The following is a 14808-nucleotide window of genomic DNA, read 5'->3' as shown; positions in this document are numbered from 1 at the left end:
CACTCGACTTGTCAACCCCTGCGGACCGGCGAAGCGGCTACATCCGCAAATCTGAGGGGGTCTTTGGATTTTTCCCCCTGAAACGCGCCCAAATGGCCGAAAACCCGCTTTTCAACAAAGCTTTTGAAACTTAACTGCGCAATCACTAGTGTTATCACAAAACTTGAATATCTTGGGTAAGTGTCGAACACGAAAAGAAATGTTCCGCACTTTGGTAAAGGCCATCTGTGATGAAAAGCACCTCTCCCAGCCCCTTACTTGTGATTGCCCTAGTGTTCAGTGCCGCAATTGCGACCTGGGGTATAGCCGATCCGCAAGGGCTGGGCAGCCTGGCTTCTGCTGCGGTTGCGACCCAGTTCAATAGTCGCGGCTGGTTCATCATGCTTGAGGTCAGCGGCCTGTTGTTTGTGGCGTTGTTTCTGGCCTTTTCACGGTTCGGTAACATCCGCCTTGGGCCCGATGGTGCAAAACCCGAATTCTCTACTCCAGCCTGGATTGCCATGCTGTTCGCAGCCGGAATGGGAGTTGGCCTCCTGTTTTACGGCGCCGCAGAACCGCTGACCCATTTCGAGGTTTTGCGTCAATACAGCCCAGACCCCATGGCTGCCAGCCATGCCCTGTTTGTCACCTATCTGAACTGGGGATTCCACGCTTGGGCAATCTACGCCATCGTTGGGTTGGTGATCGCCTATTTTGCCTATCGTCGCCAACGCACATTGTTACTGAGCGCCCCTTTGACCGATGCACTAGGACAGGCGCGCTGGATCAAGGGGATGGGTTGGGTTTTCGATCTGCTCTCGATCGTTGCGATTGCCGTGGGTCTGGCCGGATCTATGGCGATGGGTGTTTTCCAGATACAAACCGGGCTGGCAGGATTGATTGGCGTCGATTCACCAGGTGTTCTGACCCTGCCGGTTTTTGCACTGCTATGCGTTGCCTACATCATTCCGCTGCGCCGTGATCTTGGCGAGGGGATGTCGCGACTGTCCAACATTGCCATGCTGATCGCGGTTGGGATGATGGTCTATCTGCTGATCCTTGGCCCCACGTCGTTCCTGATGGATGGAATCGTCTCGGGGTTCGGGCGTTATCTGTTCGGTGTCTTGCCTGCTGGGTTTTCAACGGCCGAGTTTTTCGATGACCTTTTGATCGATTGGTTTCACGGTTGGACGCTAAACTACATGATCTGGTGGTTGGCATGGTCACCGTTCGTTGGGATTTTCATTGCGCGAATCTCGCGCGGGAGGACGATCAGGGAATTCCTGTTCGGCGTTATCGTCGCCCCTACTCTATTCTCCATCCTGTGGTTCGGAATATTCGGCGGTCTTGGATTTTTTGACGCGCTGCGCCAGGAGGGCGCCCTGTCCGCCGTCAATGCCGAGAATCTGGACGCAACCACTTTTGCCCTGCTGGCGAAGTTCCCGCTGGGCGGCATCACGCAAACCGCAACGATTCTGGCTGCGTTTCTCTTTGTGGTGACCAGTGTTGTTAGCGCTGGCTTCACGCTTGCAATGATCGGCAGCGGTGGTGACGACAACCCATCGCCGCGCGTTCGAACCATCTGGGGCGTCATTCTTGGAGCCCTGGGTCTGGCGATGATCCTGGTCGGTGATATCTCATTGGTCAGATCGATCATCGCACTTTCGGCCATGGCGTTTGTCTTTATCGTACCTGTCCTCGTGGTATGCCTATTCAAAAGCCTGGCGCGAGAGGACCGGACATGAGCGGCCAATTCATCGACACGATGCTGAACCTCAGCGTTTTTGCCTATATCGGATTTTTGATCTGGCTGAGCCTGCGACGCGAACCATAACCTGCAGGTCGCGATGCGCCGAGGATGTCTGTGGTGGTGCCCAAGGAGAGACTCGAACTCTCACGATGTTACCATCGGGGGATTTTGAATCCCCTGCGTCTACCATTCCGCCACTTGGGCCACGAACACTGGATTAGCGTTCATAGCCAGGAAGGTCCAGAGGCAAAAACCAACCTAATTCCAGTTTGTTTTCGCCGCAGTGGTTGACGGCCTGTCAGACGCGTGGTTTGGCTTGCGCAACGTTAAAACAGGATTTTAGCACCGTATGTTGCGATCGCTTTATGACTGGACCATCCGTCTGGCCGAACATCCGCATGCTCTTTGGGCTCTTGCCATCGTGGCCTTCATTGAAAGCTCGTTCTTTCCGATTCCACCTGATGTGCTGATGATTCCCATGATCCTTGCGCGACCTTCACGGGCATGGCTGATCGCATCGGTTGCTCTGGTCGCCTCGGTTCTTGGCGGTTTGCTTGGTTATGCCATCGGCGCATTCTTTTATGAAAGTATCGGGCAGCCTATCCTGGAATCCATGGGCAAGGCGCATGCAATGGAAGAGTTCAACACCCGCTTCAACGATTTCGGTTTCTGGGCTGTTCTGGGTGCCGGTGTGACCCCCTTCCCCTACAAGGTCATCACCATCATGTCGGGCTGGACCGGTATGCCCTTGGGAACCTTCGTCGCCACGTCCATTCTGGCGCGCGCCCTTCGTTTTTTCCTTGTGGCTGGTCTGCTTTGGAAGTTTGGTGAGCCTATCCGTGACTTTATCGAAAAACGGTTGGGCCTGATGTTCACCTTGTTCATCATCCTGCTGTTTGGCGGTTTTCTTGTGGTGAAATACCTATGACACGAAAAAACACTCTGGTCTTGATTGCTGCGGTCGGTTCTACGGCCATGCTGCTTGGAGCGTGGGGTTTCCAATATCTCGGCGGTATGGCTCCTTGCAAAATGTGCATCTGGCAGCGTTATCCGCACGGCGCCGCCGTTGTAATCGGAGCCTTGGCGCTCGCTCTGCCGCGCGTGAACCTTTTGCCTTTGCTTGGTGCTCTGGCAGCGCTGACAACGGCAGCCATCGGCGTCTTCCACGCCGGGGTTGAGTTGAAATGGTGGGAAGGCCCCTCCAGCTGTACCTCGGGAGATATTGGCGGGCTGTCGACACAAGAATTGATGGATCAGATCATGTCTGCTCCACTTGTGCGCTGCGATGAAATCCCGTGGGAGATGTTTGGCCTGTCCATGGCCGGATGGAACGCAGTGATTTCCGGCGCTTTGGTGCTGATCTGGCTCGCCGCCTGGCGAGCTGGTCGTTAGAACTCGTCCAGTTCCGCATCCCAGTACAGGAAGTCGATCCAACTGTCGTGCAGGTGGTTCGGCGGGAACTTACGCCCAATATTTCGCAACGACTCAGCATCTGGTTGGCGCGGCGGCTTGCGCAATGTCATCCCTGCCTGCCGCAGCGATTTTGACCCTTTTTTCAGGTTACACGGGCTGCATGCCGCCACAACGTTCTGCCAACTGGTCACACCACCGGCAGCACGGGGAACCACATGGTCAAAGGTCAGGTCTCCGCGGCTGCCGCAATATTGGCAGCAGAATTCATCCCTCAAAAATAAATTAAAGCGCGTGAAGGCCACGCGCTTTCTGGGTTTTACATAGTCTTTCAGGACAACGACCGACGGTATTCGTATCTCGGTACTCGGGCTTCGGACGACCTCGTCGTATTCAGCCACAATGTCCACCCTGTCCAGCCAGGCTGCCTTTATCGCTTCTTGCCACGGCCACAGGGACAACGGGTAATAGGACAAGGGGCGATAATCAGCATTCAAAACCAATGCCGGATGGTGCTTGAGGGCACCAGGTTCCCTGACAAATTCGGTTCTGAAGTCTCCATCCATATCAGAATCGCTCCTCGCTCTGCTCTGCCCGTTTTTGACATCAGAGCGGGGAACACCCGCCCCGGCCTTATCTTAACTATATATCGTGTTAAAACTCTGACAAGTCCTGAGTTTCCACAATATCTCGGGGATTGGTTAATCCGAATCCGTAACAAAGAGGTGACAGTTATCCACAGGTTGCGCCAATGTGGTCTGCGAGCTATGGCGTTTGCCATGAGCTGGTTCATCCGATTCAACAAACCCTTCGACGTACTGCCGCAGTTTACTGACCGCGCCAACGCGGATTCGCCGCGTAATACCCTGTCGGACTACATAGACCTGCCCGGTGTCTATCCCGCCGGGCGGTTGGACCGGGATAGTGAGGGGCTGATGTTGCTCACCGATAACGGGCGGTTGCAGGCACAAATCTCGGACCCAAAGCACAAGATTGCCAAAACTTATTGGGTTCAGGTTGAAGGCCTGCCAGATGCAGCTGCCCTAAAAGCCCTGCGTGACGGGGTCGAGTTGAAGGACGGAAAAACACGCCCAGCCAAGGCCCGCCTAATGGACGAGCCAGAAGGGCTGTGGGCTCGCAATCCCCCGATCCGGGTACGCCAGACATTACCCGATTGTTGGATCGAACTGACGTTGCGCGAAGGGAAGAACCGCCAGGTGCGGCGGATGACGGCTGCCGTGGGACACCCGACCCTGCGCCTGATCCGCGCCCGAATTGGCGACTGGTCGTTAAAGGGGCTGGAACCCGGTCAATGGGACAGCCTGCCTGCACCAGCGTTGAACTCCACTCCTCAAAGAAAACGAGACCGCCGTCCACGCCGGTGACAAAAACCGCGTGTTGTGATAGGTTTAGGACATGAAGGTCACGCCAGATATCCCTGTACCGAACGGTATTCTCGAAGCCGCACTCTATGTTGATGACCTGGACACAGCTGAAAGGTTCTACGGTGAGATACTGGCGTTGAAGAAAATCCAACGCGTAGCTGACCGGCACGTGTTCTACCGGATCGGTGGCTCAGTCCTATTGCTGTTCAACGCAGATGAAACCGAGAAACCTCCGGGCAATCCCGACTTGCCCGTCCCGCCCCACGGTGCGCGCGGGCCAGGCCATGTCTGCTTGATCCTGACCCGCGCAGAAATCGACGTGATGCGCAAACATTTGCTGGACTGGAACATACCGATAGATGCCGAGTTCGACTGGCCCAACGGGGTGCGCTCTCTCTACGTACGAGACCCCACGGGCAACTCAGTCGAATTTGCAGAGGGCCATTTGTGGACCTGAGACTGTCAGCGAAGAGGCTGCTTTTCGCCACCGACGACGCGGTAGATATCGGCTGAAACAACACCAACCTCTGCCAGCATCGCCTGAAACGCCGCCATATGCGTGGCGTTGAAATGCGCCTCGAGTGCAGCCTGGTCCTGCCACTCCTCATAAACGCGAAACCGGTTGGGGTGGCCCAGTATCTGGCTGAACTCATAGACCAGACAACCCGGTTCCTTCACGGTCTCCGCCACCATCCGCTGTGCGGCTTTGGCTGCTTTTTCAACACCCTCCGGCGCGATTTCAACTGTTCCAGTTACGATCAGCATGCAGCGCCCGCTCTCAGATCAAACCGCTTGGAGATTCTGTCGACCGGAGTTCCATCTCGCAACGGCTTGCCATAAGCGACCGAGTAATCACGGAACCCCATCTTGTCATAGTAACTCAACCCCATCCAGTTATCGGCTCGAATTGTTGCGTTGATCTGAGCAAACCCAAGCGCCACCGCGTGTTTTGCGGTTTCCGCGAACACAGCCCGCCCGGCCCCTTTTAACATCGGCTGGCGTCGGGTGAAGGTGGCGATGTCGGCGCAGTCAGTAGGCAAATCTTCATGTGTTCCCAACCATTGGAAACCCGCCACCTCGCCCTGATCATCCAAGGCGACATGGCAGCAAATCTTGTCGATCCCGTCCAAATAACTTTGCGCAAACAACACCTCGGAGAACGGAATCTCCAGCGCGGTCGAGCCCCCAATTTCGATGATTTCGTTGAGGATGCGGCAGGCTGCGGCCACATCCTCTGTCATCATGGGACGGACCGCGATCATACCTACAGGCTCAGCTTGTCACGCATGAAGGCCAGCGCGACGCTTAGGCCGTCCGGGGCGATGCCGTGGCCGGTGCCTTTCATAACATGCGCGTAGACTTCTTTGAAATCAGCGGCTTGCAGCGCTTCCGCGGCTTCGGGCAACGATTGCGGCGGCACCACGTCGTCAACATCCCCATGCACCAGCAAGATTGGCATCCGACTGACCGTCTCATCCGGCAGCAGATCGGGTTCCAGCAACCGGCCCGAGAAGGCGATAATTCCGGCCACCGGGTCTTCGCGACGTGGAGCGACATGCAGGCTCATCATCGTTCCCTGAGAAAACCCGAACAGAACCACCTGCTCGGGCAGAACATCCTCATCCACCATCAATGCATCGAGGAAAGCATTGAAATCCTCAACCGCCATTTCCATTCCGCGTCGCGCTTCTTCCTCAGATGATCCGTCGATCCACGGGATCGGGAACCACTGGAAACCGTTTGGCATTCCGGGAATCTGCTCAGGCGCGTCGGGGGCGACAAACAGCGTATCCGGCAGGTGCTCGCCCAACGGATCGGCGAGCCCCAGAAGATCGGCACCATTGGCCCCATAGCCGTGCACGAACACCACGACCGAGCGTGTATCGCCCGAAACCGGCTCTTTTCGGAGCGCATTCAAAACCCGTGTCATCTGATCCCTTCTCGTTCTTTTGCCACCCGGTAATAGGCCCACAAAACTCGGGCCGCAACCGACCGCCAGGGCGACCACGCCTCGGCCATCTGTCGCAGTTCTTTGTCGGTGGGGCGTTTGGGCAGGTCATAGAGTATGCGCGCGGCCTCTTGCAGTGCCAGGTCGCCCGGTGCGATCACATCGGCGCGACCTAGAGAGAACATGGCGTAGATCTCGGCAGTCCAGACGCCAATGCCCGAAACTTCGGTTAATGTGGCAACAACTTCTGCATCAGGAACATCGCGTAATGCCTTGTAATCAATACGCGCCTCAGCCAAGGCACGGGCATAGCGTATCTTCTGACGACTGAGCCCCGCCGCCCGCAGATCATCATCCGTGGCCCACATAATCTTGCGCGGCCCGGTAAGTTTCGCGTCCTGCATCCGCTTCCAAATCGCGTTGGCCGACGCCACGCTGACCTGTTGGCTGACAATGGCGCTGAGAAGCTGGGCAAACCCGTCCGGACGACGACGCAACGGCAAAGGCCCGGTCTGTTCCATTGCCCAAGCCATGCGCGGACACGCCTCGGCCAACCAGTCGGCCCCTTCGGCCACACAATCAGGTGTCTTGATGATGCGTCCGACAGTCATGGGCTCTCCGGATAGTTTGGAATGCGCTCACGGTAGGTTGCTTTGTCGCAGATGCAACCCGCTTGTGTGACTGGCATTTCAAAGATACGCATGAGCCCATGACACTTGCCGCTGCCACTCCGCCCGACAACAGTCAGGCCAAGCGCAACGTCGCCGTTTTGGTGGCGGCTCAAGCTGTGCTGGGCGCGCAGATGCCGATGATCTTTATTGTCGGCGGGCTTGCGGGGCAATCACTGGCCTCTAACCCCTGTCTGGCCACGCTACCCATTTCGCTGATCGTTCTGGGGTCGATGTTAGCAGCCACACCTGTCTCGGCGATCATGCAGCGCTGGGGGCGTCGCGCAGGGTTTCTGATTGGTGCAACCGCCGGAGCTTGCGGCGGTGTGGTCGGTGCATATGGACTATACCTTGGCTCGTTCCCGATCTTCCTTCTCGGTAGTCTTCTGACTGGAATCTACATGAGCGCCCACGGGTTCTACCGTTTTGCAGCCGCGGATACGGCGTCAGACAACTTTAGGCCCAAGGCCATTTCCTATGTCATGGCAGGCGGGCTGGCAGCAGCTCTCATTGGCTCGCAACTCGTCAAGTTGACGGCAGAAGCCTATGTTATCCCATTCCTCGGCACTTATTTGGCTGTGATCGCGGTGAACATCTTCGGCTCGGCCCTGTTCTTTTTCCTCGACATCCCAACGCCCGAGAAACCGAAGGAAGATGCGCCCAAGGGCCGAACCCGTCTGGAAATGCTTAGGACCCCGCGCATCGCCGTGGCAATCATCTGCGCGATGGTCTCCTACGCGCTGATGAACCTTGTGATGACCTCGACCCCGCTGGCGGTTGTGGGTTGCGGCTTCTCCAACAACGACGCCGCAGATGTAGTAATGGCGCATGTTCTGGCCATGTATATCCCCAGCTTTTTCACCGGCCATTTGATCGCCCGCTTCGGCGTCGAAAAGATCGTGGCCATTGGTCTGGCCATTCTGGGCGCGGCGGGCGTTGTTGCCCTGCAAGGCGTCGAGCTGGGCAATTTCTTCGTCGCTCTGATCCTGCTGGGGCTCGGCTGGAACTTCGGCTTTATCGGGGCCACCACGATGCTTGCGGCCTCCCATGACGTGAGCGAACGCGGGCGGATGCAGGGGCTGAACGACCTGCTGGTGTTCGGAGGTGTGACGGTCGCTTCTCTGGCCTCGGGCGGGTTGATGAACTGCTCGGGCGGCTCTCCGGTCGAGGGCTGGACGGCGGTGAACCTCGCCATGATCCCGCTGCTGACACTGGCAGGCGGTGCACTGTTGTGGCTGGTCCTGAAACCGTCGGAGGCGGAAACGGTCTAGAACCTACCAACGCCCGCTGGCTACAGTCCACATGAGGGATAAGCGACGCCGAATTTCGCCCTGGGCCATATCACCGGTCGCGACACGATCCGGGCGCGCCACAGCCTGCCGAAGAACCCATTCCGCTTGCCACCCGACATAGAGCGCCGGCCGTGCTTCCGCGGAAACTCCCGACGCGTTTGATCGCGCGCTCTTCAGTCGATCAAGAGCCTTTTCCGCCAAAGCCCGGACACCTTCAGGCGTACCATTCAACAACGGAATTCTACCCCGCGCTTCAAGATCAGGAATGGCTCGAAACCAGTTCGCCACGCCGACCGCGTAACCGAAGTCGCGCAGAACGGTGTCGTCCGCAGACCCCAGAACCTGCGCCGCCGCAACCATCAAAGATCCAGCACTGTGGTTGATATAAGCTTCGAAATGCGCCTCATCCTCAAATGGATCCCTGTATATATCCCAACGCCTTACAGAGACATACTCATCTAGCATGGCTGCCAAATGCGGCGACAAGACCCGTGAGAGAGGTGTTACGACCTCGTGCCTCCGAACTGTCTGCCCCTCGGCAATCTCTTGCAATGCATCACGCCACCATTGCAGGCGCATTTCAGCGATCATCGCCTCTTGCGTAACCCACGGCGCGCGGGCGACCTCGACGTTCAACGCATAGAGCGGGAACAACATAGGTCGTACGGCAATTGGTGCCGCCATTACCGCCATGAATCGATCCGGGTCGGCACGATGCACCAAAGCCGCGCAGGCTTTGATGTCGTCATCGAATTCTACGGTCACTCCGCCACCGCGGCATGCGGCCCGCAATCGCGCACCAGTTTCCACTGAATCGCGTCCAAAAGCGCCTCGAACGAGGCATCGACTATGTTGGCACTGACGCCTACGGTCGACCAGCGCCGCCCCTGCCCGTCTTCGCTATCAATGATGACTCGCGTCACGGCTTCGGTGCCACCCTGGGTTATGCGCACCTTGAAGTCGACCAGCTTCATATCGGCCAGCACCTGTGAATACTGTCCGAGATCCTTTGCCAGCGCTTTCGCAAGCGCGTTCACCGGCCCCCGGTCGCTGCCGTTCTCGTCCATGGACTCACTGACCGACAGTTTCTTTTCTCCATCAACCTTCACAACAACAACGGCCTCTGACAGGCTGACCATTTTGTTATACTTGTTCTTGCGCCGCTCGACGGTGACCTTGTAGCGCTTGACCTCGAAGAACTCGGGCAGTTGCCCCAACTCGTCCCGCGCCAGCAGCTCAAAACTGGCCTGAGCGGTGTCATATGAATACCCCTCAGCCTCGCGCTGCTTGATCCGATCCAGAATACGCCCCAGCGCCGGGTCGCCCTTCTCCACGACCAGCCCGGCCTCGGTCAGACGCTTGCGGAGGTTCGATTGCCCCGCCTGGTTCGACATCGGTATGATCCGCGCATTTCCGACTGCGCCCGGGTCCACATGCTCATAAGTCGACGGGTCCTTGAGAATCGCGCTGGCATGAAGCCCCGCCTTATGCGCAAAAGCCGAAGCACCGACATAGGCTGATTGCTTACTGGGCACCCGGTTCAGGATATCGTCCAGCATCCGGCTGACACGTGTCAAACCAGCCAGAGCCTCCGCACTGACGCCGGTATCGAAACCCGACGCATAGGGTTCCTTCAACAGTAAAGTCGGGATTAGAGCGGTCAGGTTCGCATTGCCGCACCGCTCACCCAACCCGTTCAGAGTTCCCTGAATCTGCCGCGCTCCCGCGTCGACGGCAGCCAGCGAGCAGGCCACCGCATTTTCGGTGTCGTTATGCGTGTGAATGCCCAGCCGCTCACCCGGCAAACCGGCAGCGATGATCTCAGAGACAATCCGAGACACTTCCGCAGGAAGCGCCCCGCCATTGGTATCACACAGCACCACCCAGCGCGCACCGGCCTCCAGAGCGGCCCGACACACCTCAACCGCGTACGCGGGATTGTCCTTGTATCCATCAAAGAAATGCTCGGCATCGAACAAAGCCTCACGTCCCTGTGCCATGATATGTGCGACCGAGGCCCGGACGTTCTCGACATTCTCCTCCAGCGAAATTCCCAGCGCATGAGAGACGTGATAATCATGCGATTTGCCGACCAGACAGACAGCCTGCGTGCCTGCATTCATCACGGCCGCCAGAACATCATCATTCTCAGCCGACCGGCCGGCGCGCTTGGTCATCCCAAAGGCGGTCAATCGAGCCGTGGTCTTCGGCGCGACCTCGAAAAACGCGCTGTCCGTTGGGTTCGCACCGGGCCAACCGCCTTCGATATAGTCAACGCCCAGCTCGTCCAGAGCCTGCGCGATCTGCACCTTCTCGGCGGTCGAAAACTGAACTCCCTGTGTCTGCTGCCCATCCCTTAGGGTCGTGTCGTAGATGTATAAGCGTTCCTTTGACATCACACCCCCTCCAGCTTGGCGGCATCGAACCCGGCACCGGGTACAAGTTCAACGCCTTCCTTGCTCATCCGAACCTCCACCCCTGCAGCCAGATAGGCGGCTTTCAGTCGGTCCACTTCCGAAAAATCCTTGTTCTGCATTGCAACGGCCCGGGCATCCGCCAACCGGTCTGCATGTGCAGTCAAGTCCACCGAAGCGGTATCCGCCCAGGCTCCCATCTCGGGAACAAGTAATCCCAACAACTGCGCGCTCGCCAGAAGATCAGCCACGTCCCCATCGGCAGCCAGACGGTAGAGTTCCGCCAAAGCGCCCGCCGTGTTCAGGTCGTCACTCAGCGCAGCAATAACCGCGGGCGCCGCGCTGGCGGCGGGCTCGATGCCCGCTGTCAGCGCCCGCCATTTGCGCAGCGTTGTCTCGGCTTCACGCGCCTTCTTCTCAGTCCAGTCCATTGGTTTGCGGTAATGGGTTTGCAGGAACACAAAGCGGATCACCTCCCCCGGGACACCCTGTTCCAGCAGATCATGCACGGTGAAGAAATTGCCCAGCGATTTGGACATTTTCTTGCCTTCCACCTGCAGCATTTCATTGTGCAACCAGACGCGGGCGAAGTCCCCTTCCGGATGCGCGCAGCAGCTCTGGGCGATCTCGTTTTCGTGGTGCGGGAACATCAGGTCGTTGCCGCCGCCATGAATGTCGAAGCTGTCGCCCAGCAGTTCATAGCTCATGGCCGAGCATTCGATGTGCCAGCCCGGACGCCCCCGGCCCCAGGGGCTGTCCCAACCCGGCAACTCATCGGTTGAAGGCTTCCACAGCACGAAATCCATCGGATTTTTCTTGTAGGGCGCAACCTCGACCCGCGCGCCCGCGATCATGTCATCGACGGAGCGCCCGGACAAAGCACCGTATTTCTCTTTCCAGCTATCCACGGCAAACAGAACATGCCCCTCGGCTGCGTAGGCATGGCCCTTCTCGATCAGACCCTCGATCATCGCAATCATCTGGCCGATGTATTGCGTTGCGCGCGGCATCTCGTTTGGTTCTAACGCCCCCAGCGCGCCCATATCATGCAGATACCAGCCGATCGTCTCGTCCGAACGCTCCTGCACCAACTGCTCCAGCGTACCCGCGGCCCCGGCTTTCTGACGGGCCAGAGCGGTCGCGTTTATCTTGTCGTCCACGTCGGTGAAGTTGCGCACATAGGTCACATGATCCGCGCCGTAGGTGTACCGCAGCAGTCTGTAAAGTAAATCGAACACCACCACTGGACGCGCATTACCCAGATGAGCACGGTCGTAGACAGTAGGTCCACAGACATACATCCGCACATTGTCGGCGCTGATCGGCACGAAATCCTCTTTCGTCCGCGTCCGGGTGTTGTGCAGTTTGATCGTCGTCATCGGTCGGCTCCTAAAGACAGCATGTCGTGTCGCGTTGACGCGGGCTTAGCAACTTGTCTCAGGGATGAAAACGAAAGAAACCGGCCCGCTTGATAAATCAGCAGGTAATGCAGCAGATAATGATGCAGGTCATCGGGTTCATGGATTTCCTCTATCATGCAGATTGCCAGACGCCAAGCCTTGAGTTCCGTCGCTTCGCATCGCACGCTATTATGCATGAGGCGCGAGACAGTGAATGCCATTTGCCAAACCCTGCCTGGTGCCGAACTCTCCGACCCGTGGGGTGGAGGACATGACGCTTGGAAAATTGGAGGCAAGATGTTTGCCTGTATCGGAACGGCCAATGATGGCGTTTCCGTCAAAACCCCGGATATCGAAACCGCCCAGATGCTGATCGACGCCTGTGTCGGAGAAAACGCCCGGTATTTCCACCGTAGTTGGATTCGCCTGCCCTTCGACTGCGACAAAGACGAGTTGAACCACAGGTTGACCGCCTCGTATGAACTGGTCCGCGCCTCGCTTACTAAAAAGGCTCAGGCCACACTCCCCCCGCGAAGCTGATTGACAAACGGCTACTGCTCTGGCCCTGTCACCAAAAAACGACAGGACGGGAGCGGGCCATGAAGTTGTCGCAGCGTATCACTCACCTGACCGGAGGCGGCAGCGACGGATGGGATGTGTTCTACCGCGCCCGCCGAATGATCAGTGACGGCTATGCCGTAACCGAGCTTACCATTGGTGAGCACGACATCCGCACAGACCCGTCGATTCTCGAGGCCATGGACCTGTCGGCGCGACAAGGTCACACCGGATACGCCATGGTGCCGGGCACCGATTTGCTGCGTGATACCGTGGCCGCCAGGCTGCAAGCCCGTACAGGCGTACCCACCACCCGCAACAATGTGTTGATTACACCGGGTGGCCAGTCTGCCCTTTTCGCCGCTCATGTTGCGGTCTGTGATCCCGGGGATGTGGGCCTTTTTCTTGACCCCTACTATGCAACTTATCCCGGCACGATACGGGGTGCTGGTGCTGTGGCACGGGCAGTTCAGACCACAGCCGAAGACGCGTTCCAGCCGCGGGCTGAACAGATCGAAGCTGCCGTCGACGGTGCGGTCTCTCTGTTGATCAATACGCCGAACAACCCCACCGGGGTCGTGTATTCGCGCGAGACGCTAGACGATATCGCCACTGTCTGTCGCAACAATGACCTCTGGTTAATTTCGGATGAAGTTTATGACACACAGGTTTGGGATAGCAATCATATTTCGCCCCGGACCCTGCCCAATATGGCCGAGCGCACACTGGTTGTTGGCTCCATGTCAAAATCGCATGCCATGACAGGGTCTCGGTGCGGTTGGGTGGTCGGGCCGGAAGAGGTGATTGGCCATCTCATCAATCTCGCGACGCATACCACATATGGCGTGCCCGGGTTCATTCAGGACGCCGCCAGCTTTGCGCTGAATGCAGGTGCTGAGTTAGAAGAGCAGATTGCCGCCCCCTTCCGCAGGCGCCGTGCACTCGCGGTTGAAATTCTCGAAGCCCAAAACACCGTGGGTCTTATCCCGGCTCAGGGTGCGATGTATCTGATGTTGGATATCCGCGCGACCGGCCTCAGCGGTGAAGGATTCGCCAATGCTTTGCTGGATACTCACGCGATCGCCGTGATGCCCGGCGAAAGCTTCGGCTCTGCTGCTGCCGGTCATATACGTGTGGCGATGACCATTGACGATGATCGCTTCGCGACCGCCCTGAACACGATATGCGAATTTGCAGCCGATCTGGCCGAACAGCACGCGGTCACAGCTTAGCGGAATTTAGAACCGGAATGATGTACGCAGGTTGAATACGTTTGAATCCAACCCTCCATCTGTCCGCGTGACGTCGTCAAACTCCTGCCTCAACGCTTCGCCGCTGATGATAAAGCGGTCGTTGATGGGATAAGCCACTCCAATTCCATAAACGGCTGCAGTGTCATTATCCACGGACGCGTCCAGTCTGGCCGCGCCAACCACCACATATCCAAGGGCCGAACCAAAATCGTATCCGCCCCGCAGTTTCAGGCGGGTTATGCTGTCGAGGCTGCCTTCGCCTTCACTAAGATCAAATGACAGACGGTTGTACTCCAACTCTCCGCCCAACACAAAATTCCCGAAATCGCGATCATAGCCAATAAACGGTCCGAAAGTTGTATCATTACCGCTTGAACCGTTTGGGCCGTCCGCATCGGTGTAGCCAAAGCTGAAACCGGCATAAGGCCCTGTCCAATCCTCGGCCATTGACGGGGCTGCGATGCCAGCTGCCAACGTGAAACTGAGGGCCATAAGGGCTTTCATCAATCTCTCCTAAAAACCAAAAGCCAGAGCTTCGACCGCATAGGTTGTAGTAACTCAAAAACTTGGTCCGAGATCGTTAATATTCAATTGAGATCACGAACCACTCTTAAATAAGTGAAGGAACTATAACAGATTTTTACCCATGCCGGAGAAAAACTTGTGCAGACAAATGAACAGTGTGACATCTGCATATATACTTCGCTTTTAGGCACCCAAGTCGCAAACAGAACAGATTGGGACAGTGCAC

The 14808-nt window shown here is 57.4% G+C and carries 17 protein-coding genes and 1 tRNA gene; 8 read left to right on the top strand and 10 right to left on the bottom strand.

Annotation, left to right across the window (positions count from 1 at the left end; genetic code table 11):
- The first annotated feature begins 230 nt into the window (after positions 1–230).
- A complete protein-coding gene (locus tag ABLN94_RS02755) occupies positions 231–1724 on the top strand; it encodes a BCCT family transporter (protein WP_352988865.1) in 1494 nt (497 codons plus the stop codon).
- Between the two features lie 123 nt (positions 1725–1847).
- Here the strand turns inward: ABLN94_RS02755 and ABLN94_RS02750 are convergent.
- Positions 1848–1933, bottom strand: a tRNA-Leu gene (locus ABLN94_RS02750).
- 145 nt (positions 1934–2078) lie between these two features.
- Between ABLN94_RS02750 and ABLN94_RS02745 the strand changes: the two genes are divergently transcribed.
- Together ABLN94_RS02745 and ABLN94_RS02740 are read left to right on the top strand one after the other, a co-directional pair.
- Positions 2079–2657: a YqaA family protein gene (locus ABLN94_RS02745; protein ID WP_352988864.1), complete on the top strand. Its 579-nt coding sequence runs from the start codon at positions 2079–2081 to the stop codon at positions 2655–2657.
- Positions 2654–3121 carry a disulfide bond formation protein B gene (locus ABLN94_RS02740; protein WP_352988862.1) on the top strand — a complete coding sequence of 156 codons (468 nt, stop codon included), beginning with the start codon at positions 2654–2656 and terminating at the stop codon, positions 3119–3121. The genes ABLN94_RS02745 and ABLN94_RS02740 overlap by 4 nt, the downstream gene beginning before the upstream one ends.
- On the opposite strand, the gene ABLN94_RS02735 is transcribed toward ABLN94_RS02740, so the two are convergent.
- Positions 3118–3705: an HNH endonuclease gene (locus ABLN94_RS02735; protein ID WP_352988860.1), complete on the bottom strand. Its 588-nt coding sequence runs from the start codon at positions 3703–3705 to the stop codon at positions 3118–3120. The two genes, ABLN94_RS02740 and ABLN94_RS02735, sit on opposite strands and share 4 nt — an antisense overlap.
- Positions 3706–3918: 213 nt before the next feature.
- Here ABLN94_RS02735 and ABLN94_RS02730 point away from each other — a divergent pair, with 213 nt between their 5' ends.
- Both ABLN94_RS02730 and ABLN94_RS02725 read left to right on the top strand, forming a co-directional pair.
- A complete protein-coding gene (locus ABLN94_RS02730; RefSeq protein ID WP_352988859.1) occupies positions 3919–4524 on the top strand; it encodes a pseudouridine synthase in 606 nt (201 codons plus the stop codon).
- A gap of 31 nt (positions 4525–4555) precedes the next feature.
- The gene (locus ABLN94_RS02725; protein ID WP_352988857.1) at positions 4556–4981 is read left to right on the top strand and encodes a VOC family protein; all 426 of its coding nucleotides are present in this window, start codon (positions 4556–4558) and stop codon (positions 4979–4981) included.
- 5 nt (positions 4982–4986) lie between these two features.
- Here the strand turns inward: ABLN94_RS02725 and ABLN94_RS02720 are convergent, their stop codons facing one another.
- From ABLN94_RS02720 to ABLN94_RS02705, 4 genes are read right to left on the bottom strand one after another with little or no spacing between them, the layout of a single operon-like run.
- A complete protein-coding gene (locus tag ABLN94_RS02720; RefSeq protein WP_352988855.1) occupies positions 4987–5289 on the bottom strand; it encodes a putative quinol monooxygenase in 303 nt (100 codons plus the stop codon).
- On the bottom strand, positions 5283–5768 hold the full coding sequence (locus ABLN94_RS02715) for a GNAT family N-acetyltransferase (RefSeq protein WP_352988853.1): 486 nt from the start codon (positions 5766–5768) through the stop codon (positions 5283–5285). Before ABLN94_RS02715 ends, ABLN94_RS02720 begins: the two co-directional genes overlap by 7 nt.
- 20 nt (positions 5769–5788) lie before the next feature.
- Entirely contained in the window at positions 5789–6454 is a 666-nt protein-coding gene (locus tag ABLN94_RS02710; RefSeq protein WP_352988851.1) for an alpha/beta hydrolase, read from the bottom strand.
- Positions 6451–7083 carry a DNA-3-methyladenine glycosylase family protein gene (locus ABLN94_RS02705; RefSeq protein WP_352988849.1) on the bottom strand — a complete coding sequence of 211 codons (633 nt, stop codon included), beginning with the start codon at positions 7081–7083 and terminating at the stop codon, positions 6451–6453. The genes ABLN94_RS02710 and ABLN94_RS02705 overlap by 4 nt, the downstream gene beginning before the upstream one ends.
- A 98-nt stretch (positions 7084–7181) precedes the next feature.
- Between ABLN94_RS02705 and ABLN94_RS02700 the strand changes: the two genes are divergently transcribed.
- On the top strand, positions 7182–8411 hold the full coding sequence (locus ABLN94_RS02700) for an MFS transporter (protein ID WP_352988847.1): 1230 nt from the start codon (positions 7182–7184) through the stop codon (positions 8409–8411).
- Between the two features lie 3 nt (positions 8412–8414).
- Here ABLN94_RS02700 and ABLN94_RS02695 read toward each other — a convergent pair whose 3' ends face one another.
- Genes ABLN94_RS02695 through cysS form a run of 3 tightly spaced genes read right to left on the bottom strand, consistent with a single transcriptional unit; the run spans position 8415 to position 12225 of the window.
- A complete protein-coding gene (locus tag ABLN94_RS02695; protein ID WP_352988845.1) occupies positions 8415–9197 on the bottom strand; it encodes a squalene/phytoene synthase family protein in 783 nt (260 codons plus the stop codon).
- Positions 9194–10828, bottom strand: coding sequence for a citramalate synthase (gene cimA / locus ABLN94_RS02690; RefSeq protein WP_352988844.1), 1635 nt, complete (start codon positions 10826–10828; stop codon positions 9194–9196). Before cimA ends, ABLN94_RS02695 begins: the two co-directional genes overlap by 4 nt.
- Positions 10828–12225, bottom strand: a complete 1398-nt coding sequence (gene cysS, locus ABLN94_RS02685) for a cysteine--tRNA ligase (protein ID WP_352988842.1) — start codon at positions 12223–12225, stop codon at positions 10828–10830. The genes cimA and cysS overlap by 1 nt, the downstream gene beginning before the upstream one ends.
- A 216-nt stretch (positions 12226–12441) precedes the next feature.
- Between cysS and ABLN94_RS02680 the strand changes: the two genes are divergently transcribed.
- Entirely contained in the window at positions 12442–12786 is a 345-nt protein-coding gene (locus tag ABLN94_RS02680) for an MmcQ/YjbR family DNA-binding protein (RefSeq protein WP_352988840.1), read from the top strand.
- A gap of 59 nt (positions 12787–12845) precedes the next feature.
- Positions 12846–14036 carry a pyridoxal phosphate-dependent aminotransferase gene (locus ABLN94_RS02675; RefSeq protein WP_352988838.1) on the top strand — a complete coding sequence of 397 codons (1191 nt, stop codon included), beginning with the start codon at positions 12846–12848 and terminating at the stop codon, positions 14034–14036.
- A 6-nt stretch (positions 14037–14042) separates the two neighbouring features.
- On the opposite strand, the gene ABLN94_RS02670 is transcribed toward ABLN94_RS02675, so the two are convergent.
- Positions 14043–14561 (bottom strand): outer membrane protein, encoded by a 519-nt coding sequence (locus ABLN94_RS02670; protein ID WP_352988836.1) that lies wholly within the window; start codon positions 14559–14561, stop codon positions 14043–14045.
- Positions 14562–14808: the final 247 nt, after the last annotated feature.

Source organism: Ruegeria sp. SCP11 (assembly GCF_040329455.1).
GTDB lineage: Bacteria > Pseudomonadota > Alphaproteobacteria > Rhodobacterales > Rhodobacteraceae > Ruegeria > Ruegeria atlantica_E.
The sequence above is the reverse complement of the archived record's forward strand: the minus strand, read 5'-3'. Positions and strand labels throughout refer to the sequence as shown.